The organism is Micromonospora sp. NBC_00617 (assembly GCF_045161355.1).
Lineage (GTDB): Bacteria > Actinomycetota > Actinomycetes > Mycobacteriales > Micromonosporaceae > Micromonospora.
The window spans coordinates 6,130,414-6,152,840 of the sequence record NZ_CP107751.1; the positions used below are offsets into that span (position 1 = coordinate 6,130,414).

Consider the following 22,427-nt stretch of genomic DNA (forward strand, 5'->3'; position numbering starts at 1 on the left):
ATCCTGCTCCCGGGGGGTGCGTGTGTCCGAGTTGCGGTTCAGCCTGGCCGACGTCGCGGGTGTGCGGCTCGCCGTGTCGCCGGTCAACGAGACGGTCATGAGCATGTGGGCCCTGGCCAGCCCGGTCCGCTACGCGGTGCACCTGCCCTGGATCGACCGGGCCCGGGTGACCCTGGGCCGCCCTGAGGTGGCCGCCCGGGTCCGACCGCTGACGCACCTGGTCGGGCGGGGTCGCTGGCTGCCCGACTTCCTCACCCCGGCGGCCCGGCCGAACGTGGAGATGGCCGAGCAGCTTGAGCAGATCGCCGCGACGCCGCCGAGCGTGGTGGTCCAGGATCTGCTGGCGACCACCCCGAGCCGGCCGCTCAATCCGTTCGGGCAGGCGCTGCTCACCGACCCCCGCGGGCTGCTGCCGCAGCTCGTCGATGCGGTGCGGGTCTGGTACGACGAGGCGATCGCCCCGGACTGGCCGCGGATGCGGGTGCTGCTCGACGCCGACGTGGCGTACCGGGCCGCCCAGCTCGCCGAGAACGGCGCCGGCCGGTTCTTTGAGCAACTCCACCCGAGCCTGCACTGGCACGGCGACCGGGTGATCAGCGACGACACGTTCGAGCGGGACTTCGACCTGCGCGGTCGTGGGCTGGCGCTGAACCCGACGGTGTTCACCCAGCGGAATGTGCTGTGGAACCTGTTGGAGGACTCGCTTCCGGCCGGCGCGTACCCGGTTCGTGCCGTCGGGACGCTCTGGGAGGCGACCGCGCCACCGGCCGGCGACCCGCTGGCACGGGTGATCGGCCCCGGCCGCGCCGCGCTGCTGCACCTGCTCGACACGGCTACCACCACCACCGACCTGGCCCGCCGCACCGGGATGTCCGCCGGAAACGTCTCGCAGCACCTGGCCGCGTTGCATGCCGCCGGCCTGGTCAGCCGGTCTCGGCAGGGTCGGCACGTCCGCTACCGCAACACCGACGCCGCGGGGGTTCTGCTGCGGGCCAGCGGGGTGCCTACCCCGGCCAGGTGATCAGGCGAGCAGCAGGTCGGCGACCGGCCGGCGGTGCCGCAGGCCGGTCTCCCGGGCGCGTAGCTCGGCCGGGAGGGCGAAGGGGTCTCCGAGCCGGCCGACGGCGGCCACCACCAGCGGTCGGACGCCGCCGGGCAGGTCGAGTTCGGTGGCGAGGCCGGCCCGGTCGAAGCGGACGAGCTGGCGGACGTGCAGGCCGAGCGCGGTGGCCTGCAGGGTCAGGTGGGCCATCGCCTGACCGAGGTCGTACGCGGCCCGCTCGGCGTCGCCACCTGTGTGCGCGCCGACCACGAGAGTGGCGGCGTGCCGGGCCCAGCCCTGGTCGTCGGCGGGAAGGTTGATCAGGATCCGTTTCCAGTTCTGGTCGTCCCGGTGGCCGAGGGCGAACCGCCAGGGCTGCCCGTTGTCCGCCGACGGCGCCCACCGCGCGGCCTCCAGCAGCGAGGCCGCCTCGTCCGAGGTCAGGGTGGCGCTCGGGTCGAAGGCCCGAGGGCTCCAGCGGAAGGCGAGCAGCGGGGTCAGGTCAGCCATGCCGAGAATCGTGCTGTATGGGTGATTCGCCGCTCAACGTGGGCTCGCAGGATGTGGGCAAAAGCACCCGTAACGGTATGAAGATCAGGGCGTTCCCGCGCTCTTGCTGAATGTCGGATCGGGCGTCGGAGGGGCCGCGGTGTCGAGGGGCTCCGCGTCCGCCACCACCGGCCCGGCGAGCTGCACGGTGGCGGGCGCCGGGCCGGGCGGGGCCGCCAACCGCAACGTGCCGGCCTCGGTTCGGACGCCGGTCGGCGTGCCGTCGGTGTCGTAGCAGTAGATGCCGACGTCCAACGGCGCGTTCAGCGAGGCGGAGGTGGAGTCGACCGAGTAGCAGGTCCCGGTCAGCCCCTTGGGCGTGGCGGCCACGGCCACCGCGAGCGGCGCGCGCCGGTCGGTCAGCACGTCCAGCCAGTCGGTGAGTGGATGCTGGACGCGGGGGTCCAGCCGGCGCGGGATGGCGTCGTCGCGTTCGCCGAGGCGTACGCAGCGGGCCGGCTCCGGGTGACCGGTCGAGGGCAGCGCGCACTGGAACAGCCCGTCGCCGGTGGCGGCCAGCGAGACGTCAGCGGTGCCACCCAGCGCCCCGCCCGGCACGTCGACCCGCCAACTGCCGTCGTTCGCGCTGGTGAACACGATGCTGCGGTCCGGTTGGCCGGTCCGGCTGAACACGTACCGCGCCACCAGGTGGCGATCCTGTGCGGCGGCGACCAGGGCGGCCAACTCGTCCCGGGTGCCGTCCACCTCGACCGGCCCGGGATCGGCCGGCGGCGGAGGCGGCGGAGGCCGCTCGCTGGTGCAGGAGAGCAGGACTGCCGGCAGGGCGAACACGAGCGGCCCGAGCACGCGGCCGGCCGAGCGGTGAAGGACGGGCACCGGCCCATTCTGGTGGGTGCGGGCCAGACACGGGCAGCGGCGGGCAGCCGTCCGCCCCGGCGTGTCGGGCGCGGACTTTCGGCGTACCGCCGGAACTCGCGGACCTGGCCACCCGCGTTGCCCGGACGGCCGCGCGGGCCGGATGGTGGGATCACCCGACCCGCCGCCGTAACCGGCCGGATACCCTCATGGGGTCTGACACGCGCCGCCGGCCCCGGTTCCGGCGGCGTCGGCACGCTCAGGGTCGCTGGGAGGGAGTGCACCGTCGTGGCACTCGTTGTGCAGAAGTACGGCGGGTCCTCCGTCGCCAACGCCGAGCGGATCAAGCGGGTGGCCGAGCGCATCGTCGCCGCCCGCAAGGCCGGCGACGACGTGGTGGTGGTGGTCTCCGCGATGGGTGACAGCACCGACGAGCTGCTCGACCTGGCCAACCAGGTCAGCCCGCTGCCGCCGGGCCGCGAGCTGGACATGCTGCTCACCGCCGGGGAGCGGATCTCCATGGCCCTGCTGGCCATGGCCATCCACAACCTGGGGTACGAGGCCCGCTCGTTCACCGGCTCGCAGGCCGGCGTGATCACCACCTCGGTGCACGGCCGCGCCCGGATCATCGACGTCACCCCGGGGCGGCTCAAGGGCGCGCTCGACGAGGGCGCTGTGGTGATCGTGGCCGGCTTCCAGGGCGTCTCGCAGGACACCAAGGACGTCACCACGCTCGGCCGGGGCGGTTCGGACACCACTGCCGTGGCGCTCGCCGCCGCGCTGCACGCCGACGTCTGCGAGATCTACACCGACGTGGACGGCATCTTCACCGCCGACCCGCGGATCGTGCCCAACGCCCGGCACATCAAGGACATCACCTACGAGGAGATGTTGGAGCTGGCCGCGTGCGGCGCGAAGGTGCTGCACCTTCGTAGCGTGGAGTACGCCCGTCGGGCGGGGTTGCCGATCCACGTCCGTTCGTCATACTCGACCAACACCGGCACGATGGTCACCGGATCGATGGAGGACCTTTCCGTGGAGCAGGCACTGATCACCGGGGTCGCGCACGACCGCAGCGAGGCCAAGATCACGATTGTCGGCGTGCCCGACGAGCCCGGTGCCGCCGCGCGGATCTTCGACACCGTCGCCGGCGCCGAGATCAACCTCGACATGATCGTGCAGAACGTCTCCACCGAGGGCACCGGCCGTACCGACATCTCGTTCACGCTGCCCAAGGCCGACGGCCCGACCGCGATGGCCGCCCTCAGTAAGATCCAGGAGCCGGTCAAGTTCAAGGGCCTGCTCTACGACGACCACGTCGGCAAGGTCTCCCTGATCGGCGCCGGCATGCGCTCACACCCCGGTGTGGCCGCCGGTTTCTTCGCCGCGCTCGGCGCCGCCGGGGTCAACATCGAGATGATCTCCACCTCCGAGATCCGCGTCTCCGTCGTCTGCCGGGACACCGACCTCGACGCCGCGGTCCGCGCCATCCACGACCAGTTCGAGCTGAGCGGCGACACCGAAGCCGTGGTCTACGCCGGGACGGGTAGGTAGCGCCGATGACGGCGCTGCCCACCCTCGCCGTGGTCGGAGCTACCGGTGCCGTCGGCACCGTGATGTGTGAGCTGCTCAGCGGGCGTCGCAACGTCTGGGGTGAGATCCGGCTCCTCGCCTCCGAGCGTTCGGTCGGCAGGCGGGTGCGCTGCCGGGGCGAGGACATCGTCGTCCAGGCGCTGACCCCGGAGGCGTTCGACGGGGTCGACGTGGCGATGTTCGACGTGCCCGACGAGGTCTCCGCCGAGTGGGCGCCCATCGCCGTCGCCCGTGGCGCGATCGCGGTGGACAACTCCGGCGCCTTCCGGATGGACCGGGACGTCCCACTGGTCGTTCCGGAGATCAATCCCGAGCAGGTCCGCAACCGGCCCCGGGGCATCATCGCGAACGCCAACTGCACCACCCTCGCGATGATCGTCGCGATCGCGCCCCTGCACCGCGAGTACGGCCTGCGAGAACTCGTGCTCGCCTCCTACCAGGCGGTCTCCGGTGCCGGTAAGGCCGGCGTGGACATCCTGCACGACCAGCTCACCAAGGTCGCCGGGGATCGGGCGCTCGGCTCGCGTACCGGCGACGTCCGCCAGGCGGTCGGCGACGATGTCGGCCCGTTCCCGGCGCCGCTGGCGCTCAACGTGGTGCCCTGGGCGGGCTCGCCGGCCGACGGCGGCTGGTCGTCGGAGGAGATGAAAATCCGCAACGAGTCGCGGAAGATCCTCGGCCTGCCCGACCTCAAGGTCAGCGCCACCTGCGTACGCGTGCCGGTGGTGACCGGCCACTCGGTGGCCGTGCACGCGGTCTTCGCCACCGAGGTCGACGCCGAGGGCGCCCGCGAGGCGCTGCGCAACGCCCCCGGCGTGATCCTGGTCGACGACCCCGTCGCCGGTGAGTTCCCGATGCCGATCGACGCGGTCGGCACCGACCCGAGCTGGGTCGGCCGTATCCGCCGCGCCCTGGACGACCCCCGCGCCCTCGACTTCTTCATCACCGGCGACAACCTCCGCAAAGGCGCGGCCCTCAACACCGCCCAGATCGCCGAACTCCTGGCCAAGGAACTCCGCACCGCCTGACCCCGGGCTGCGTATCGGCCGGAAGGTTCACGCCGCGGCCAGGTGGACTCCGTCTCGGCCCTGGCGCTTTACCGCGTAGAGGGCCTGGTCGGCTCTTCGTAGGGTGTGGTCGGGGGATTCGCCGGGGCGGGGCAGCGCGACGCCCACGCTGATCGTGCGACCGGTCCGGCGAGCCGCCTCGGTCAACCGCTCGGCGATCCGGACCGCCTCCTCCGGACGGCTCACCTCGATCACCGCCACGAACTCGTCGCCGCCGATCCGGTACAGCTCATCGCCGTGGCGCAACGCCCCCTCCAGCGCCCGCGCCAAGCCGACCAGCACCTGGTCGCCGGCCTGATGGCCGTACGTGTCGTTGACCGTCTTGAAGCCGTCCACGTCGATCGCCAGCAGAGCCGTACGCCCCGGGGTCGCCGCCGCGATCCGCTGCCCGAACGGGCCGGTGTGCCGCAGCCCCGTCAGCGGGTCCGAGCTGGCCTGCTCCCGCAGCCGGACGAGCGTACGCAGCCGGTCCAGGCTGGTCCACACCTGCCCGGCGAGCAACTCCATCAGGCTGACCGTGGTTGGGTCCGGCCGCAGCGCCCGTTCGTCGGCGACGAGCAGAGCCCCACCCGCGTCCGGCGGACCCACCGGAACGGCGATCAGCGTGTGGACCCCGGCCCGGGTCAGCGGCCGGTAGTCCTCGGTCGGCGGGTGCCCCGCCTCGCCCAGCGTGTAGCCGGCGCCGTACCGGTGCGCCCGGTCGATCATCCGGCCGAGGGCTTCCGGCCCCGCCTCGGCCAACTCCGCCCGGATGCGGGTCTCCAACTCGCACCCGGCCAGCGGCGGCGGCCCGAGCTGGGCACCCTCCGGGCCGCCGATCAGCAGCACCGCGGTGGGGAGGGTGGACACCTCCCGGGCGGCCGAGGCCGCCGCGCTGATCACGGCCTCCTCGGTCGGGGCGGCGGAGAGGGCGGCGGCGTGCCGGAGCAGCTTCTCGCTCCGGCTCTCTGACGGAGGGCCGCCCAGCGCGGCGATGCGCGCGCCGAGTCGGGCCGCCAGCCGCTGCGCGGTCTCCTGCCACGGCTCCAGGTCGACCGGCCCACTCCACTGCAGGTCCAGTACGCCGATCACCCGGCCCGCCGGGTCGCGCACCGGCACGCACAGCTCGGCGGTCACGTCCGGGCGTACCGGAAGGTAGTCGGGGTCGGCGGTGACGTCCGGGACCACCGCCGCGACGTCGGTGGCGTGCACCCGGCCGACGATCCCGGTGCGCGCCGGGACGGTCGCGAAGACCTGCCAGGCGCCGGTCGCCGCCACGCAGCGCAGCCGGTCGTGGGCCTCGAGCAGCACCGAGATCGTGGCCGGGGTGTGGCGCGACAGCGCGGCGACCGTCCGCCGACAGGCCTCCGGCGCGGTCGACGCCATCGACAGGCCGACGGTGACGTCACGGATGACTCGCTGATGATCCACTCGCACGTCGTTCCAGGTAGGGGAGGGGTTCTGCGCGATCAAGCGTACCCACGCGGACGGGGACCGCCCGAGCTTCGTACACATGTGCTATCCACAGGCTGTGGACGCAGCCTGTGGGAAGAAGCGGCGGGCGATAGCGTGGAACTCCCGTCGCCGAGGAGGCGAGCACTCATGCTCATCGCCCAGCTCAGTGATCCGCACGTGACCACCGGCCTGCTCGCCGCCGAGCCCGCCGCCGGGCTGCACCGGGCGCTCGGCCGGGTGCTGGCCCTACGCCCGCGACCCGACTGCGTGGTCATCACCGGCGACCTGGTCAACCACGGCCGACCCGACGAGTACGCCGCGCTGCGCGACCTGATCGGCCGATTCCCGCTGCCGGTGTACCTGGCCGCCGGCAACCACGACGACCGGGAGTCGCTGCTCGACGCGTTCGGCGGCACACCCTGGCTCGGCGGCGGATTCTCCGCCTACTACCACGTCGACCACGAGGCGGCGACGGTCGTCGTGCTCGACTCGCTCACCCCCGGCAGCGGCGGCGGCAACCTGGGCGAGGAGCAGCTCGGCTGGCTCGACGGCGTGCTCTCCGGTCGGCCCGACGTGCCCGCCACGATCTTCCTGCACCACCCGCCGGTCGCGGTCGGCATCCCGGCGGCGGACACCATCGGGCTCGCCGACGGGCCCGCGCTGGCCGAGGTGATCGGCCGGCACCGGCACGTCGTGCGGGTCGCCGCCGGGCACCTGCACCGCCCGGTCACCACGGGGTACGCGGGCACGGTGCTCACCGTGGCGCCCAGCACCTGGAAGCAGAGCACCCTCACGATGGCCACGGACGAGGTGATCGGCTGGGTCGCCGAGCCGACCGCCTTCCTGCTGCACCGCATCGAGCCCGGCGGCTGCGTGACCCACATCGTGCAGGTCAGCCACTCGGCCGGCCAGACCTGCGGCTTCTGATCGCACCGCCCATGCCCGGCACCGTCTGGTACGTCGCGTACGGCTCGAACATGCACGCCGCCCGGCTGGCCTGGTACGTCGTCGGCGGCTGCCCGCCCGGCGGCCGGCGGACGTACCCGGGTTGCCGCGACCCCCGCCCACCGAGCCGGTCGGCGCCGGTGTGGCTGCCGGGCGGGATCTACTTCGCCGGCGAGTCCGGCGCGTGGACCGGCGGGATGGCGTTCTACGACCCGCAGCTGCCGGGCGAGGCCGCCGCGCGGGCCTACCTGGTCACCATCGAGCAGTTCACCGACATCGCCGCCCAGGAGATGTACCGGCCGACGGGCGACACCGCCGACCTCGTCCCGGCGACGGGCGCGGCGGTCGACACCGCCGTCGCCGAGGGGCGGGCGACGCTCGGCCCGGGCCGCTACGAGACCCTGATCTGCCCCGGGCTGCGCGCCGGCGTTCCGATGCTCACCTTCACCGCCCCCGAGCCGGCGTCGGCCGTGCGGTGCCGGCCACCGGCACCGGCCTACCTGCGCATGATCGCCCGAGGGCTGCGCGAGTCACACGACTGGCCCGCCGAGCGGATCGCCGACTACCTGGCACAGCGCCCCGGAGTCGCCGCCGGCTGGCCGCCCGACGCGGTGACGACTCGGCGGTCGAGCACCATCAACCTGAAGTCCTGGACGCTGCGGGACAAGGCGCGCCATGTCTACACCTTCAGTGGCGACGTCCGCCTCGCCGCCGGAGCGAGTGTCTACATCCACACTGGAAAGGGCCGGAACACCTCGACCCACCGCTACTGGGGATCCGGTGCGTACATCTGGAACAACACCGGCGACAGCGCGTACCTGCGCGACTCGGCCGGGAAGCAGATCGACTCCTGCTCCTGGGGCAGCAAGGGCAGTTACACCTCCTGCTGAGCAAGCGGACGCCGCCGGTCGACCTGCGGCGTCCGCCGCGGACGTCGATGGAGGAGATCTGGTCGGTGACCGATGGTGGACCAATCGGTGTATTCGCAGCTCTGCTGTGCTGCTCGGCTCGACGGGTGAGCGTCCGGATGAGAGGCTGCCGGGCGGGCGACGATCCAACCGCCGCCAAGCGTGATCGATCCTTCCGACGGCGTCGACAGCGGCCGCTCGACCCACAGGCCGGGCACCGCACGCGCCGATTCTCACGAGGAGTTCCATGTCCATACCCGGGATGCGTCGGGCCGCTGTCGGCCTGACCGCGCTCGCGGTGGCAGCGCTCGGCGCGGTCGCCACCACCCCCGAGCAGGCCGACGCGCGACCGAAGCCGGTCGACGTCACCCTGCTGGCGCTCAACGACTTCCACGGCAACCTCGAACCCCCGAGCGGCTCCAGCGGCACCATCGCCGGGCAGACCGCCGGAGGCGTCGAATACCTCGCGACCCACCTGGCCGAGCTGCGCGCCGCCGCCAAGAAGAAGAACACCATCACCGTCGCGGCCGGTGACCTGATCGGCGCGTCCCCCCTGCTCTCCGCCGCGTTCCACGACGAACCGACCATCGAGGCACTGAGCATGGCCGGGCTGGACTACGCCAGCGTCGGCAACCACGAGTTCGACGAGGGCGCCGCCGAGCTGCTGCGCATCCAGAACGGCGGCTGCCACCCGGTGGACGGCTGCGCCGACGGCACCCCGTACCGGGGCGCCGGCTTCAAGTACCTGTCCGCCAACGCCTTCAAGACCGCCACCGGCAAGCCGCTCATGGCGCCGTACGCCATCCACAAGGTGCAGGGCGTCAAGGTCGGCTTCATCGGGATGACCCTGGAGGGCACCCCGCAGATCGTCAGCCAGCAGGGCGTCGCGGGCCTCACCTTCGCCGACGAGGCGGAGACCGCCAACCGGTACGCCCGCGAGCTACGCCGCAAGGGCGTGGAGACGATCGTCGTGCTGCTGCACGAGGGTGGCGCCCAGGCGGCGACCGGTGGCATCAACGACTGCGTCGGCCTGACCGGGCCCATCGTGGACATCGCCAACCGGATGGACCCGTCGATCGACGTGGTCGTCAGCGGCCACACCCACCAGGCGTACAACTGCAACATCAACGGCAAGCTGGTCACCAGCGCCAGCTCGTTCGGCCGCCTGGTCACCGACATCGACCTGAAGATCGATCGCCGGTCCGGTGACGTGATCTCCGCTGCCGCGAACAACGTCGTCGTCACCCGGGACGTCGCCAAGGACCCGAAGCAGACCGCGCTGATCGACCGGTACAAGACCGTGCTCGGCCCGGTCGCCGACCGCCAGGTCGGCGAGACCACCACCGCGATCACCAAGACCCAGGAAACCCTCTTTGGTACGACCCTGGGCGAGTCGCCACTGGGCAACCTGATCGCCGACGCGCAGCTCGCCGCCACCGATGACGAGCAGAATGCGGTCGCCGCCTTCATGAACCCGGGCGGGGTCCGGGCCGACCTCAACGCCGGCCCGGTCACCTACGAGGAGGCGTTCACGGTACAGCCGTTCGCCAACAACCTGGTGACGCTCGACCTGACCGGTGCGCAGCTCTACTGCGTACTGGAACAGCAGTTCGTCACCGGCCGGACGCTGTACCCGTCGTCGACCGTCGGCTACGTGGTCGACCCGGCCGGCACCACCGGCACCGTCGCCGACCCGTGCGCCGGCACCCGCGTGGTACGGGGCAGCCTCACCATCGGCGGCACCGCCGTCGACACCGCCGCCACCTACCGGGTGACGGTGAACAACTTCCTGGCCGGTGGCGGCGACGGCTTCAGCGCCCTAACCGGCGGGACGAACCTGGTCACCGGTCTGATCGACCTGGACGCGTTCGTGGCGTACCTGACCGCGAAGTCGCCGGTCTCCGCCCCGACGCTCGACCGGATCCGCACCACCGCCGAGGTCCCCGCCGCCTGACGGCCGTACCCCGCGACGATCGGGCCCCGGAGCATCCGCTCCGGGGCCCGACCCGTCCCTGCCTGGTGCCCTGCCCCGCCCGTTCGTCTGCTCGCCCGGCTGGGTCGGCCGCATGATCGCGCTCGAACATGGAAGTAGTGGCCTCCTGCCGCGCGGATGCCACTCGATCCAGGATCGAGCGCGATCTTGCGGCGGCGGTGGCGAGATCCGCGAGCAAGATCCGCGCAGCATCCCTGATGTTGCTCCCGCGGGTCGGAGACAGCAACATCAGCCAAGTTGTGCGCGTCTTGCTGCCGGCTGCCGGCTGCCGGCTGCCCGGTGCGGGGCGCGGATCTTGGTGCGGGACGCGGGTGGCGGGTGGCGGGTGCCCGTGCGGGTGCGGGTGCGCGTGCCCGTGCGGAGTGCGGGTCAGGCGGGGGCGGGGGTCCGCTCGGGGGAGGTGGGGGTTGGTGTCACCCGGCCGTCCTGGGCGGGGGTGAGTAGCCGGCGCAGAGAGAGCGCGACCACTGAGGCCACCAGGCAGCCACCGACCACCGTCGCCACCCAGACCCTGCCGTCCGCGGCACCGATGAGCGGACCGGCGGTGACCGGGCCGATCACCCCGCTGACCCCGAAGATCATCGAACTCATCGCGTTGTACCGTCCGCGTAGCTCGTCGGTGGCCAGCGCGTTGGTGAGCGCCGGCATCACCGGCGACAGCATCGTCTCGCCGAAACCGAAGATCGCCGAGCAGGCCACCACGCACAGCGCGGCGAGCACAGCGCCCCCGGTGCTGACCAGACCAGCGGCGCCGAGGACCAACCAGGCGGTGGCGAACACCGCACCGACCAGGGCCAGCGCGACGGTGCGGCTGCGACCCTCGATCCGACGGATCACCAGGAGTTGGGCGAGCACGATCGTCACGGTGTTCGCCGCGAGCGCCCAGGCCACCACCCGCGGGCTCACCTCGGCGACCCGCACGGCGTACGCGGCGAAGCCAACCTCGATCTGGGCGTACCCGCAGGTGGTGAGGACCAGACCGAAGATCACCAGCCGGCGGAACGGGCGGTCCCGGAGCACGGTCAGGTAGCCGCCCGACGACGGCTGATCGGCGTGCCGGACCGCGCCGAGCCGGTGCCCGACACCGGGCAGGGTCAGCAGGATCAGGGCCGGCATCAGGTAGCTCACCGCGTCCAGCAGGTAGACCGCCTGGAAGGTGACCGGCCGCTCGGTGTCGATGATCGCGCCGGAGGTCATGCCGCCGATTCCGATACCGAGGTTGAGCAGCGCGAAGTTCAGCCCGAAGACGCGTTGCCGCTCACCGTCGTCGGTCAGTGAGGCGAGGATCGTGTTCTGCCCGGACCAGATCGCCGAGCTGCCGACGGCGATCACCGTCATCACGAGCAGGGCCGAGCCGGTCGAGTGGACCAGCGCCAGCGAACCGGTGCCGATCGCCTCGATCACGAGGCAGGGCACCACCACCCGGCGCGCGCCGAACCGGTCGATCAGCGTCCCGCCCAGCGGCGACAACGCCAGAGTGACGACGCCGTACCAGCCGATCACCAGACCGGCGCGGGTGTCGGTGAGCCCCCGCACGTCGGTCAGGTAGATGAACAGGAACGGCAGGGTGAGGCCGCGCCCGATCGCCGACAGCAGGGTGCCGACGAGGAGCCGGCGAGCTTCCGGGCGGCGGGGTAGGGCGCGACGCAACATGACCGGCATTCTGTTCGGTGGGTGTGACGCCCCGCGAACCGTTTTGCAGCGGCGACGCTGTTCCCGGGGCCGCCGCGTGACCAACCCCACGGCGATCGTCGGTGTCCGCCGGGTCTGCGATGCTGGCCCGATGACCGGCACCTGGCGACACCTGCCCGCTACCGCCCGCGCCATCGCGGTGACCGCCACAGCGGCCGTCGCCGCCGCCCAGGCCCGCGACAATCAGGCGTACGACGAGGCGGTCGCCGATCTCGCGGCCGACGACCGGTCCGGTCTGGTGCTCGGAACGGTGGTTCGGCTCCTGCTTGAGGAGGGTCACCCGGAGGGGCTGGCCGGCGACGACATCCGTCAGGTGCTGACACGCTGCGTGCAGAACGCGACGCGGTGGCGTCGCGATGTCGATCCGCACGTGGTGCTCGTCCTGCTCGCCGGAGCGCTCGGTGTGTACGACCCCGAGGGCGACGAGTCGCCGCCGGACGCGTCCGCCCTGGCCCGGCACGCCCCGCTGCTCGTGGCCGACCTGTTGGTGGTGACGGGCGTGCCGTTGGACGACTATCTGGCTGCCGCGTTCACCGAGATCGAGCGCACCGAACGGCAGGACTGACCGCGCGGGCAGTCCCGGCCCGCCTGTTGCCGTGGGCCGGGATCCTCGCCAGCAAACACCAGAGGGCACATCCATGGATCGGATGTGCCCTCTTACCTCTGGTCGGGGTGGCCGGATTCGAACCGACGACCTCTTCGTCCCGAACGAAGCGCGCTACCAAGCTGCGCCACACCCCGAGGCGTGCCGACAAATAGTAGCCCACCCGCTCCGATGGTCAAACTCGGTACCCCGCCGCCCGACCCGGCCGAATCGCGCCCGGAGTCGCCAAGATCCGCACAACTTCCCCGATGTTGCTGCCTCCCGGCACGGCGAGGCAGCAACATCCCCGATACTGCGCGAATCTTGGGGCGACGGCAGGGCGGGCGGTGAGGGGCGGCGGTGAGGTGCGGCCGGGAGGCGCGGCACGACGGGTCAGCGGGGGATCAGGGTGAGGATCGTCGCTTCCGGGGGGCAGGCGAAGCGGATCGGTGCGGTCGGGTGGGTGCCGAGGCCGGCGGAGACGTGCAGCCAGGAGTCCGACCCCGGCCACCGGTGCAGCCCACGTGCCATCGAGCGGGGCAGGCCGCAGTTGGTCACCAGCGCCCCGTACCCCGGGACGCAGACCTGTCCGCCGTGGGTGTGCCCGGCCAGCAGGAGCCCGAAGCGGTCGGCTGCCATCTGGTCGAGCACCCGTGGCTCGGGGGAGTGTGTCAGCGCGATGGACAGGTCAGCCGAGGAGGAGACCTCGCCGGCCACCGCCGGGTAGTCGTCCCGGTCGATGTGGGGGTCGTCCACGCCGACCAGATCGAGCTGCCGGCCGCCGGCCTTGAGGGTGGTCCGGGCGTTGTTGAGGTCCGCCCAGCCGGCACCGGTGAACACCTGGCGCAGCTCCTCGTAGGGCAGGTCGACGCCCTCGGTGTACTCCCGGTCGGGCAGGAAGTAGCTGAACGGGTTCTTCAGCACCGGCCCGGTGTAGTCGTTCGAGCCGAACACGAACGCGCCCGGGTAGTCCAGCAGCGGTTGCAGCGCCCGCAGCACGCCCGGCACCGCCCCCGGGTGGGCCATGTTGTCGCCGGTCACCACGACCAGGTCCGGGTCGAGGGCGGCCAGCGACGCCACCCAGCGCTGCTTGCGCGCCTGGTCGGGCATCATGTGCAGGTCCGACAGGTGCAGCACGCGCAGCGGCTCCGCGTCGGCCGGCAGCATCGGCACGTCGTACCGCCGGAGGGTGAACATGTTGCGCTCGACGAGCGACGCGTACGCGAGTGTGGTCGCGCCGACCGCGGCGGTTCCGGCGGCAAGGCGGAATAGTGTGCGCTTTCGCATGGCGTTCAGGGTAGTTTGACCGTCCATGAGCACGCTGAAGGACCGCCTCACCGCCGACATGCGTTCCGCGCTCAAGGCGCGCGACGAGCTGACCACCTCCACGCTGCGGATGGCCCTGGCCGCCGTCGGCACCGCCGAGGTCGCCGGCAAGGCCAAGCGTGAGCTCACCGACGACGAGGTGCTCGCGGTGTTGACCAAGGAGGCCAAGAAGCGTCGGGAGGCGGCGACCGCCTTCGCCGACGCGGGCCGCGTCGAGCAGGCCGCGAAGGAGACCGCCGAGGGTGAGGTGCTGGACCGCTACCTGCCCAAGCAGCTCTCCGATGCCGAGCTGACCGAGCTGGTCGCGGGGGCGCTGGCCGCGGGCGGCTTCACCGGCAAGGCCCAGATGGGCCCGGCCATGAAGGCGGCCCAGTCCGCGGTGGCCGGCCAGGCCGAGGGCGGTCGGGTGGCCGCCGAGGTACGCCGACAGCTCGGTCTCTGACCCGCTGGTCCGGATCGACGAAAACGGGCGGGCACCCGCAGTGGGTGCCCGCCCGTTCGTGTGTCCTGCTCGTCGGCTCAGCCGTTCGGGCGGCCGTTGCCGGGTCGACCGGGGGTGCCACCGAGCGTTGCCGGCTTGTTGGTGCCGGGCGGAGTGCCGCCACCGGCGCTGATCTGGATGGTGACGATGCCGTTCTTGATGGTGCGCCCGTCCGGGCTGGTGCCGGCGGCCGTGCCCGCCGGGCAGGTCGAGGCGACCTTCGCGTCGGAGACGATCGCCTCGAATCCCGCGCCCTTGATCCGGGACTTCGCGGTTTCCACCGGTTGGCACTTCACGTCGGGGATGCTGCGCTGGTCACCCTCGGAGATCTTCTGGCCCGGGGGCTCGAAGTTGATCCGCGGCTTGCCCTTCATGGCGTCCCGCAGCGTCTCCCAGACCGGCGGGTTGATGCCGTCCTTCTCCTTGTGCTTCATCTTGACGTTGGTCTGCGGCCAGTCCGGGTCGGCCATGATGCCGGCCACCGCGTACTGCTTGGTCATCGCGACCAGGGCGGCGGTCTTCTCCGAGTCGGTGGTGCCGGACTTGCCGGCCACCGGCGCGTCGACGTCGCTTCGCACGTTGCCGGCCGTACGGCTGCCGCCGCAATTGCTGGTCTTGGAGTTGTCGCCGACCGGGCAGCGGGCGGCGTCCACGGCGGCGCGGGCCACGTCGGTGCTGAACCGCTTCTCGCAGCGCGGGTTGGCGATGTCCAGCTTGTTGCCCTCGGGGTCGCGGATCTCCTGCACCGGGATCGGCTCGCAGTACTTGCCGTCCGCCGCGAGCGTCGCGTACGCGTTGGCCAGGTCCAGCGGGGTGGTGGAGGAGACGCCCAGGGTGAAGGCGCCCCACTGGTGGGCCGAGTCCTTGGTGGCGGCGAACTTGGCGTCGTTGCTGGCCCGGAACTGGATGCCGGCCCGCTTGGCGACGTCGACCACGTTCTCCGCGCCGACCTGCTGCTGCAGCGGCACGAAGTAGGTGTTGATCGACTGGGCGAAGGCGCTCCACATGTTCTGCACGCCGCCGGCCTTCTTGCCGGAGTTGGTCGGGCAGTAGAAGTGGGTGCCGGGGCACGCCGCCGAGCTGCTGCTGTCGATGATGTATTCCGACTTGAACTGCTGCGGCGCGTTGAACTGGTAACTGAGCGGGATGCCCTTCTCCAGTGCCGCGACGATGGTGAAGATCTTGAACGTCGAGCCGGCCTGGTAGCCGGCGATGCCGTCGCCGCCGGTGAGCAGCGGGTTGACCGTCGCCGGGTAGTTGCCCTTGATGCCCCGCTTGCTCTTCGCCGGGTCGCTGGAGATCTTGTTCTTCGGGTTCTTCGGATCGTCCAGCTTGAACTGCCGGTTGACCGCGAGCGCCCGCACCCGGCCGGTGCCCGGCTCTACCACGGCGACCATTGCGGCTTCCTTGCTGGTTTCCTTCTTGGCCTTGCGGACCGCCTTGTCCGCGCCCCTCTGTGCCTGGATGTCGATCGAGGTCACGACGGTGTAGCCGCCGCTCTTCAGCCGGCGCTCCCGGTCGTACCGGGTCGAGCCGAACGTCTCCTGCTGCATCCACCAGCGGTAGAAGTAGTCGCAGAAGAAGCCCCAGCTGTTGACGTTGGTCGCGACGCAGCCGTTCGGGGTGCGTTTGTCCTGCACCACCAGCTTGGTCGCCTTGGCGGCGTCGGCCTCCTGCTGGGTGATGGCCTTGGTGCCGACCATGTTCTGGATGACGTAGTTACGCCGGTCCAGGGCCAGCGGGTACCCGCTCCTGGTGGTCGGGTCGTTCGTCGTCGGGGCCTTCACCATGCCGGCCAGCAGCGCCGCTTCCTCGATCTTCAACTTGCTCGGCGGCTTGCCGAAGTAGACCTGGCTGGCGGCGTACACGCCGTACGCGCCGTTGCCGAACGAGGCGAGGTTGAGGTAGCGGGTCAGGATGTCGTCTTTGGAGAACTCCTTCTCGACCTGGAGGGCCCGCCGCATCTCGAGGAGCTTGCGGGCGCTGGTGTCCTCGGTCGCGGCGACCACGTCGGCCGGGTGGGTGGCCGAGTAGGCGATGGCCAGCCGGACGTACTGCATGGTGAGCGTCGACGCGCCCTGGCGGCCGGCGGCCTGGTTCTGGTTGTTCACGAACGCGCGGGCGACACCGTTGAGGTCGACGCCGTTGTGCTTGTAGAAGTCGTGGTCCTCGGCCGCGATGATGGCCTTGACCATGTACGGCGAGATGTCGGCGAGCTTCACGTCGCGGCGGTTCTCGTCGTACATCGTCGCCAGCGGCGTCTTACCGTCGGACGCAAGCAGGTAGCTGATCTGTGGCGCGCGGGGCAGACTCAGCTCTGTCGGCAGGTTGCCGAATGTCTCTGCGCCGGCCTTGGCGGCCAAGCCGGACATCGCCACCGCGGGGAAGGCCGCCGCAGCGACCACCACGCCAGCCAACAGGCCACATATGAGCAGCGATGCGGCGTTGGTCAGCACATTGTGGTCACGTTTCCGCATCCAGGTCACCTCGGCATGGTACGCGAGTAGGGAACGAGGGGCGCTGGGGCGTTCTTTCCCCATTTCCTGCGTGCGCTGCCCTCGTTGTGCTAAACTCATGACCCCCCGTACGAGGTTGCGTGTGACCTGGCGCGAGTCTCCACCGTTCGGCGGAGGCTCCGCAGCGTTTTCGCCGACCTCGGCGGGGTAACCGGCGGTCGAGAGCCCGGGAAGCCGGGAGTGTCCGGAATGATGGATTTCGCCGACAACGTTGCGTAATCAGTCGACTACAGAGCATGATGATGGCGGCGACAGCGCCACATGTCGTCCGCACCGCCTTGGGGAAGGCGGCCGGACGACCGGGGGGAAATTGCCGGCTGCCGTGCAACGAGGTCGGTAGGTACTGCAAGGGGGGACGTGTACACATGGGCATGATCACTGACTGGCCGTCGCTGGCGGCGTGTCAGAACGGGGACCCGGACGCGTTGTTCGTACAGGGCGCCGAACAGAACGTGGCGAAGCGGATCTGCCGGAGCTGCCCAGTTCGGTACGAGTGCCTGGCCGACGCGCTGGACAACCGGATCGAGTTCGGTGTGTGGGGCGGTATGACCGAACGCGAACGCCGGGCGTTGCTGCGTCGTCACCCCCAGGTGACGAGCTGGCGCAAGATGTTCGAGGCAGCGATGAAGAAGAACAGCAAGGACAAGGCTGGCAAGGACAAGATCCTCGTCAGCGCGGCCACCTGACGCCGGTCACGACCGGCTGATCGCCGCGCCGATCGTCCGCAGCCCGTCGACGTCGTGCACGTCGGCGGGCTGCGCCGTCACCGACACCGCCGGCACCGCCGGGAACGCCTCGGTGAACCGCGCGGCGACCTGCTGCTCGCGTACCGCCTGACGGGCCAGTGCGGCGTGCGCCCGCAGCACGTCCGCGGTGGCCTCGTGCCCACCCAGCTCGGCCAGCCGCTCCGCGGCGGCCCGACTCTGCTCGGCGTCCAGCTCTGGGACCACCGGTTGGTGCACGCGGTTGAGGACCAGGCCGGCCAGCGGCATCTTCTCCTCCCGCAGCCGGCCCGCGAAGTAGGCGGCCTCCCGGACCGCGTCCGGCTCCGGCGCCGCGACCAGCACGAAGGCCGTCTCCCGCGCCTGCAGGATGCGGTACGTCTGCTCGGCCCGCTGCCGGAAACCCCCGAACATCGAGTCGAGCGCGGCCACGAAGCCGGACAGGTCGGTGAGCAACTGCGCGCCGAGCACCTTCTGCACCACCTTCGAGAACATCCCGAACGAGGCCGTGACCAGGTTGAACATGCTCCGTCCGCCGCTGCGCGCCGGTGCCAGCAGCAGGCGCAGCATCCGGCCGTCGAGAAAGCGGGACAGCCGGGCCGGCGCGTCCAGGAAGTCCAGCGCGGAGCGGGACGGCGGAGTGTCCACCACGATCAGGTCCCACTCGCCCCGGGCGTGCAGCTGGCCGAGCTTCTCCATCGCCATGTATTCCTGCGTGCCGGCGAACGTCGAGCTCATCGCCTGGTAGAACGGGTTCGCGAAGATCTCCGCGGCCTTCGCCGGGTCGGTGTGCTGGAGCACCACGTCGTCGAAGGTGCGCTTCATGTCCAGCATCATGGCGTGCAGCTCACCGCCGCTGGCCTCGACGTCGATGCCCTTGACCTGGCGGGGCGTGTTGTCCAGCTCGGTCAGGCCCAGTGACTGGGCCAGCCGGCGGGCCGGGTCGATGGTGAGCACCACCGTGCGCCGGCCATGGTGTTCGGCGGCCCGCAGCGCCAGCGCCGCGGCCGTGGTCGTCTTACCCACCCCGCCGGCACCGCAGCACACGACGATCCGCACGCCCGGGTCGGCGAGGATCTGGTCGACGTCCAGCTGCGGCGCCGCGTCTTCGGAAGGCACCAATCGAGCGTATCGGGCCGCGTCGGTCCATGCGCCCGTGCTGAGCTCAGGTGTGAGTCAATCGGCGCTGACGAGGGCGCGGGCCAGTGCCGTGAGGCCCGCCCGGTCCACCCCGTCGGGCAGCAACGGCAGCTCGATCATCGGCAGCCCCAACTCCACCAGGTCGGCGCGGAGCGAATCCTCCAGTTCGCGCCGGATGAGCTGGTCTCGCGCCTCGTCGTGCAACCCGGCCACGATGTCCTGATCGGCCGGCAGCCCGGCGGCGACCAGACCGCGCCGGAGTTCCGCGGCGGTGACCGCGGGGCCGGCCGGAAGCGGAGGTCGAGCGCTGTTGACGATCACCTTCCCGATGCCGAAACCGAGCGCGGTCAGGTCGGCGATGGCGTCCACCGTCTCCTGCACCGGCATCTCCTCCAGCAGCGTGACCACGTGGACGGCGGTCATCGGGGAGCGCAACAGCGCGGACACTCCCTCGCTCTGGGTCTTGATCGGGCCGACCTTGGCGAGCCGCGCCGTCTCCGCCGTGACGTTGAGGAAGCGGCCGATCCGACCGGTGGGCGGCGCGTCCAGCACGACCGCGTCGTACGCGCGCCGCTGCCCCGAGGTGCGGGTGGTGGCCTCCTTCACCTTGCCGGTGAGCAGCACGTCACGCAGACCCGGGGCGATGGTCGTGGCGAAGTCGATGGCGCCGAGCTTGCGCAGGGCCCGGCCCGCCGCGCCCAGCTTGTAGAACATGTCCAGGTACTCGAGCAACGCCTCCTCGGCGTCCACCGCGAGCGCGCGCACCTCACCGCCGTCCGACGCGTCGGCGAGGTGCCGCTCCTCGTACGGCAGTGGGTCGATGCCGAAGAGCTGGGCGATGCCCTGGCGGCCCTCCACCTCCACCAGCAGGGTGCGCCGGCCACCGGCGGCCAGCGCCAGGGCCAGCGCCGCCGCCACGCTGGTCTTGCCGGTGCCGCCCTTGCCGGTCACCACGTGGAGGCGGGCCGACCATCCGGTACCGGCCGGGTCGGACGGCCGCTCAGCTGCACGCACCCGTCGAGCCTATCCAGGCCCGGCGGTCAGGCGACCTCGCAGACCCACCAACCCGTCTTCTGCACCACAGTGAAGCGCAGGTCCTGGTCGGCCACCTTCTCGTCGGCGGTGGTCATGGTGATGCGGGTGGAGACGGTGGCCCGGTCGCCGGTCTGGTTGTCGACCTTCGGGGTGGTCCACTTGAACCGGGGGTTCTGGTACTCGGACGCGTACTTCTGCACCTCGGCCACCTTGGCCGCGATCTTCTTGTCGTCCCGGGAGGCGGCGCAGACGTGCTTGGCGGCCTTGGTCGCGTCCCGGTCCTTGTAAACAGCGGTGAGGAACTCGTCGACGGCGACCGCCGGCTCCTTCGCGCCCTCGCCGGATTCGGCGTTGCGCAGGGTCAGGAACGCCACGACGCCGCCGCCCACGCAGAGCACCATGATCACGACCAGCGCGATGGCCGCGATCAGCAGGCCGCGCTTCTTCTTCGGCGCGACGGTGCCCTGGTACGGCGGGTAGCCGGGCGGGGGTGGCGGGATCGCACCCGGGGCGCCCGGAGATTGCGGCGTGCCAGCCGGATCATCGGTCTGCGGGAGGCCAGCGGGCGGGCCGGACTGGGTCGGCACGCCCGGCTGCGCGGGCAGAGCGGGCTGCCCGGACAGAGCGGGCTGGCCTGGCTGGGCGGCCGAGCCGGACGGGACTGCCGAGCCGGGCGGGGCGGCCGAGCCGGACGGGGCGGCCGGGGCGGGAAGTGCGGGCTGGGCGGCCGGGCCGGGTTGAGTGACGGTCGGCGAGCCGGGTCGCTCCTGGACGGTCGCCGCTTCGGATGCCCCCATCGGGTCGGGTTTCCCGGGGATCGGCTGGTTGGAGGGCGTCGGATCGGACTGGCCGGAGGCCGTCGGGTCGGGCTGTCCGGGGATGGCCGGCGTCTCGGGCTGACCGGCGGGATCCGGGGTCGCCGACGGAAGAGCGCGCGGGCCGGCCTGATCGCCGCTGGGCGGTTGGGTCATCTCGTTCCCCCGGGGGTGCGGCGCCCGGCCGCCACCCCTGGCGCCGAGCGAGATCGAGCGGGCGGCCGGGCGCTGTGCGACCGTCCGACCGGAAGGGTAGCGGCCAGCCGTCGGTTCGGTGTCGCCCCTATCGCGCGGTGTTGGCCCTGGCGTGCATCGTGCAGACCGTGAGATCACTCGCAGTCGGGATTCCTGCCCGACATCTGTCACATATGTGACTCTAGGTGACTGATCGTGCGCGTCCTGTTGGCGGGACTGCCATCGGAGACCTACCTTCGTCCCGGTGCGGGGGGCCGGAACGGATGAATGGTCCGGGCCGGAAGCGTGGTCCGAGAGGTACGACCGGAGGCAGTTCATGCGCGACGCGGACAATATCCCTCGCACCCAGTTCCCGACGAACGAACGGCAACACCGGCCCGGGTCCGTGGGCGAGGTGGCCGGCGGGACGTTCGGCGGCCTGCCCATCAACGAGCGGTCGTACCGTCGGGTTCCGGAGCCCCCGGAAGTGGTCCGGATGTCGAGCCGGCCTGTCGAGCGGCTGCGGGACGACGACGAGCCCGGGTTCGTCATCCACCTGCCGATCCGGGTGCCCGACCTGGCCTCGGCGACCGTGCTGGCCGGTCGAGTCGCGGACTCGCTGGGCTTCCTACCAGAGCTGGACGCCGGCGAGACCACCGTGTCCAACGCCGACGACCAGAACAACCGCCACCGGGTCTTCTGCGACCTGCTGCTGCCCGACCGGTCGCGCTGCCCCCAGGGGTACGAGCACGAGGGCCCCTGTGGAGAGCTGCCGGCCACGCCGGAGCAGCGTCCCGCGCCTCGTCCGGCCAGCGGACCGTAGGCTGTGCCCGACGAAGTCCGCACCACGAGGGAGCCCTCCAGCGATGCAGAAGTGGGAATACTCCACGGTCCCTCTGCTGGTCCACGCGACCAAGCAGATCCTCGACAACTGGGGTGAGGACGGGTGGGAACTCGTCGCCGTGGTCCCCGGCCCCAACCCCGACCAGCTGGTGGCGTACCTGAAGCGGCCCAAGGCGTGAGCGCGGAAAGTGCGGCGCAGCGGAGCCCGGCAGTCGCGAATCAAGGGGTGACGCGATGAGCAACGGGCCTCACGCGAAGCTCGCCGAGCTGGGCCTCGAACTGCCCGACGTGGTGCCGCCGGTGGCCAGCTACGTGCCGGCGGTGCAGTCGGGTCAGCACGTGTACGTCTCCGGCCAGCTGCCGATCGCCGAGGGCAAGCTGCTGGCGACCGGCAAGGTTGGCGCCGGCATCTCCGCCGAGCAGGCGAAGGACCTGGCCCAGCGGTGTGCGCTCAACGCGCTGGCCGCTGTCGACTCGCTGGTCGGCCTGGAGAACGTGGTCAAGGTGGTCAAGCTGACCGGGTTCGTGGCGTCGGCCCCCGGCTTCATCGGTCAGCCCGCCGTGATCAACGGCGCCTCCGACCTGTTCGGCACCGTCTTCGGCGAGGCCGGTCGCCACGCCCGCAGCGCCGTCGGGGTGGCCGAGCTGCCCCTGGACGCCCCGGTGGAGATCGAACTGATCGTCGAGGTCGCCTGACCGCACCGCCACCGTCCCGCGATCGTGCGCCGCCGGCCCGGAGGAAAGCCCTGAACA

The 22,427-nt window shown here is 71.5% G+C and carries 21 protein-coding genes and 1 tRNA gene; 12 read left to right on the top strand and 10 right to left on the bottom strand.

Annotation, left to right across the window (positions count from 1 at the left end; all coding sequences use genetic code 11):
* Positions 1–22 precede the first annotated feature (22 nt).
* Positions 23–1,021, top strand: a complete 999-nt coding sequence (locus OG505_RS28400; protein WP_405429108.1) for an ArsR family transcriptional regulator — start codon at positions 23–25, stop codon at positions 1,019–1,021.
* Here OG505_RS28400 and OG505_RS28405 read toward each other — a convergent pair whose 3' ends face one another.
* Together OG505_RS28405 and OG505_RS28410 are read right to left on the bottom strand one after the other, a co-directional pair.
* Positions 1,022–1,552: a nitroreductase family protein gene (locus OG505_RS28405; protein WP_405429109.1), complete on the bottom strand. Its 531-nt coding sequence runs from the start codon at positions 1,550–1,552 to the stop codon at positions 1,022–1,024.
* An 84-nt stretch (positions 1,553–1,636) separates the two neighbouring features.
* Complete coding sequence (locus tag OG505_RS28410; RefSeq protein WP_405429110.1) at positions 1,637–2,428, bottom strand: hypothetical protein; 792 nt, start codon at positions 2,426–2,428, stop codon at positions 1,637–1,639.
* A 267-nt stretch (positions 2,429–2,695) separates the two neighbouring features.
* On the opposite strand from OG505_RS28410, the gene OG505_RS28415 reads away from it, so the two are divergent.
* Together OG505_RS28415 and OG505_RS28420 are read left to right on the top strand one after the other, a co-directional pair.
* On the top strand, positions 2,696–3,961 hold the full coding sequence (locus OG505_RS28415; RefSeq protein WP_405429111.1) for an aspartate kinase: 1,266 nt from the start codon (positions 2,696–2,698) through the stop codon (positions 3,959–3,961).
* Positions 3,962–3,966: 5 nt separating this feature from the next.
* Positions 3,967–5,028: an aspartate-semialdehyde dehydrogenase gene (locus OG505_RS28420; protein WP_405429112.1), complete on the top strand. Its 1,062-nt coding sequence runs from the start codon at positions 3,967–3,969 to the stop codon at positions 5,026–5,028.
* Positions 5,029–5,055: 27 nt separating this feature from the next.
* On the opposite strand, the gene OG505_RS28425 is transcribed toward OG505_RS28420, so the two are convergent.
* Positions 5,056–6,477 (bottom strand): diguanylate cyclase, encoded by a 1,422-nt coding sequence (locus tag OG505_RS28425; RefSeq protein ID WP_405429113.1) that lies wholly within the window; start codon positions 6,475–6,477, stop codon positions 5,056–5,058.
* A 171-nt stretch (positions 6,478–6,648) separates the two neighbouring features.
* Here OG505_RS28425 and OG505_RS28430 point away from each other — a divergent pair, with 171 nt between their 5' ends.
* From OG505_RS28430 to OG505_RS28440, 3 genes are all read left to right on the top strand, one after another.
* Positions 6,649–7,428 (top strand): phosphodiesterase, encoded by a 780-nt coding sequence (locus OG505_RS28430; protein WP_405429114.1) that lies wholly within the window; start codon positions 6,649–6,651, stop codon positions 7,426–7,428.
* Positions 7,429–7,439: 11 nt separating this feature from the next.
* A complete protein-coding gene (locus OG505_RS28435; protein WP_405429115.1) occupies positions 7,440–8,336 on the top strand; it encodes a lamin tail domain-containing protein in 897 nt (298 codons plus the stop codon).
* A gap of 265 nt (positions 8,337–8,601) precedes the next feature.
* Positions 8,602–10,308: a bifunctional metallophosphatase/5'-nucleotidase gene (locus tag OG505_RS28440; protein WP_405429116.1), complete on the top strand. Its 1,707-nt coding sequence runs from the start codon at positions 8,602–8,604 to the stop codon at positions 10,306–10,308.
* Positions 10,309–10,716: 408 nt separating this feature from the next.
* Here OG505_RS28440 and OG505_RS28445 read toward each other — a convergent pair whose 3' ends face one another.
* Positions 10,717–12,000 carry an MFS transporter gene (locus OG505_RS28445; protein WP_405429117.1) on the bottom strand — a complete coding sequence of 428 codons (1,284 nt, stop codon included), beginning with the start codon at positions 11,998–12,000 and terminating at the stop codon, positions 10,717–10,719.
* A 130-nt stretch (positions 12,001–12,130) separates the two neighbouring features.
* Here OG505_RS28445 and OG505_RS28450 point away from each other — a divergent pair, with 130 nt between their 5' ends.
* Positions 12,131–12,604 carry a hypothetical protein gene (locus OG505_RS28450; RefSeq protein WP_405429118.1) on the top strand — a complete coding sequence of 158 codons (474 nt, stop codon included), beginning with the start codon at positions 12,131–12,133 and terminating at the stop codon, positions 12,602–12,604.
* 99 nt (positions 12,605–12,703) lie between these two features.
* Here the strand turns inward: OG505_RS28450 and OG505_RS28455 are convergent.
* Positions 12,704–12,780 (bottom strand) — tRNA-Pro (locus OG505_RS28455).
* Between the two features lie 235 nt (positions 12,781–13,015).
* Positions 13,016–13,909, bottom strand: coding sequence for a metallophosphoesterase (locus tag OG505_RS28460; RefSeq protein ID WP_405429119.1), 894 nt, complete (start codon positions 13,907–13,909; stop codon positions 13,016–13,018).
* A gap of 25 nt (positions 13,910–13,934) precedes the next feature.
* On the opposite strand from OG505_RS28460, the gene OG505_RS28465 reads away from it, so the two are divergent.
* The gene (locus tag OG505_RS28465; protein ID WP_405429120.1) at positions 13,935–14,390 is read left to right on the top strand and encodes a GatB/YqeY domain-containing protein; all 456 of its coding nucleotides are present in this window, start codon (positions 13,935–13,937) and stop codon (positions 14,388–14,390) included.
* Positions 14,391–14,467: 77 nt separating this feature from the next.
* On the opposite strand, the gene OG505_RS28470 is transcribed toward OG505_RS28465, so the two are convergent.
* Positions 14,468–16,906, bottom strand: coding sequence for a penicillin-binding protein (locus tag OG505_RS28470; protein ID WP_405429121.1), 2,439 nt, complete (start codon positions 16,904–16,906; stop codon positions 14,468–14,470).
* A 404-nt stretch (positions 16,907–17,310) separates the two neighbouring features.
* Here OG505_RS28470 and OG505_RS28475 point away from each other — a divergent pair, with 404 nt between their 5' ends.
* The gene (locus tag OG505_RS28475; RefSeq protein WP_007466209.1) at positions 17,311–17,631 is read left to right on the top strand and encodes a WhiB family transcriptional regulator; all 321 of its coding nucleotides are present in this window, start codon (positions 17,311–17,313) and stop codon (positions 17,629–17,631) included.
* A gap of 6 nt (positions 17,632–17,637) precedes the next feature.
* Here OG505_RS28475 and OG505_RS28480 read toward each other — a convergent pair whose 3' ends face one another.
* Genes OG505_RS28480 through OG505_RS28490 form a run of 3 tightly spaced genes read right to left on the bottom strand, consistent with a single transcriptional unit; the run spans position 17,638 to position 20,447 of the window.
* A complete protein-coding gene (locus OG505_RS28480; protein ID WP_405429122.1) occupies positions 17,638–18,789 on the bottom strand; it encodes an ArsA family ATPase in 1,152 nt (383 codons plus the stop codon).
* 54 nt (positions 18,790–18,843) lie between these two features.
* Positions 18,844–19,821, bottom strand: coding sequence for an ArsA-related P-loop ATPase (locus tag OG505_RS28485; RefSeq protein WP_405429123.1), 978 nt, complete (start codon positions 19,819–19,821; stop codon positions 18,844–18,846).
* A 26-nt stretch (positions 19,822–19,847) separates the two neighbouring features.
* Positions 19,848–20,447 carry a hypothetical protein gene (locus OG505_RS28490; RefSeq protein ID WP_405434771.1) on the bottom strand — a complete coding sequence of 200 codons (600 nt, stop codon included), beginning with the start codon at positions 20,445–20,447 and terminating at the stop codon, positions 19,848–19,850.
* A gap of 721 nt (positions 20,448–21,168) precedes the next feature.
* On the opposite strand from OG505_RS28490, the gene OG505_RS28495 reads away from it, so the two are divergent.
* From OG505_RS28495 to OG505_RS28505, 3 genes are read left to right on the top strand one after another with little or no spacing between them, the layout of a single operon-like run.
* Entirely contained in the window at positions 21,169–21,654 is a 486-nt protein-coding gene (locus OG505_RS28495; RefSeq protein ID WP_405429124.1) for a hypothetical protein, read from the top strand.
* A gap of 43 nt (positions 21,655–21,697) precedes the next feature.
* Positions 21,698–21,853, top strand: coding sequence for a DUF4177 domain-containing protein (locus tag OG505_RS28500; RefSeq protein ID WP_007466198.1), 156 nt, complete (start codon positions 21,698–21,700; stop codon positions 21,851–21,853).
* Positions 21,854–21,908: 55 nt separating this feature from the next.
* Positions 21,909–22,370: a RidA family protein gene (locus tag OG505_RS28505; protein WP_007466196.1), complete on the top strand. Its 462-nt coding sequence runs from the start codon at positions 21,909–21,911 to the stop codon at positions 22,368–22,370.
* Positions 22,371–22,427 lie beyond the last annotated feature (57 nt).

Coding starts and splice junctions, on each gene's coding strand:
- OG505_RS28470 (WP_405429121.1), bottom strand. CDS start 16,906: ATGCGGAAACGTGACCACAATGTGCTGACCAACGCCGCATCGCTGCTC.
- OG505_RS28465 (WP_405429120.1), top strand. CDS start 13,935: ATGAGCACGCTGAAGGACCGCCTCACCGCCGACATGCGTTCCGCGCTC.
- OG505_RS28430 (WP_405429114.1), top strand. CDS start 6,649: ATGCTCATCGCCCAGCTCAGTGATCCGCACGTGACCACCGGCCTGCTC.
- OG505_RS28460 (WP_405429119.1), bottom strand. CDS start 13,909: ATGCGAAAGCGCACACTATTCCGCCTTGCCGCCGGAACCGCCGCGGTC.
- OG505_RS28450 (WP_405429118.1), top strand. CDS start 12,131: ATGACCGGCACCTGGCGACACCTGCCCGCTACCGCCCGCGCCATCGCG.
- OG505_RS28440 (WP_405429116.1), top strand. CDS start 8,602: ATGTCCATACCCGGGATGCGTCGGGCCGCTGTCGGCCTGACCGCGCTC.
- OG505_RS28405 (WP_405429109.1), bottom strand. CDS start 1,552: ATGGCTGACCTGACCCCGCTGCTCGCCTTCCGCTGGAGCCCTCGGGCC.
- OG505_RS28435 (WP_405429115.1), top strand. CDS start 7,440: ATGCCCGGCACCGTCTGGTACGTCGCGTACGGCTCGAACATGCACGCC.
- OG505_RS28495 (WP_405429124.1), top strand. CDS start 21,169: ATGCGCGACGCGGACAATATCCCTCGCACCCAGTTCCCGACGAACGAA.
- OG505_RS28505 (WP_007466196.1), top strand. CDS start 21,909: ATGAGCAACGGGCCTCACGCGAAGCTCGCCGAGCTGGGCCTCGAACTG.
- OG505_RS28500 (WP_007466198.1), top strand. CDS start 21,698: ATGCAGAAGTGGGAATACTCCACGGTCCCTCTGCTGGTCCACGCGACC.
- OG505_RS28445 (WP_405429117.1), bottom strand. CDS start 12,000: ATGTTGCGTCGCGCCCTACCCCGCCGCCCGGAAGCTCGCCGGCTCCTC.
- OG505_RS28475 (WP_007466209.1), top strand. CDS start 17,311: ATGGGCATGATCACTGACTGGCCGTCGCTGGCGGCGTGTCAGAACGGG.
- OG505_RS28420 (WP_405429112.1), top strand. CDS start 3,967: ATGACGGCGCTGCCCACCCTCGCCGTGGTCGGAGCTACCGGTGCCGTC.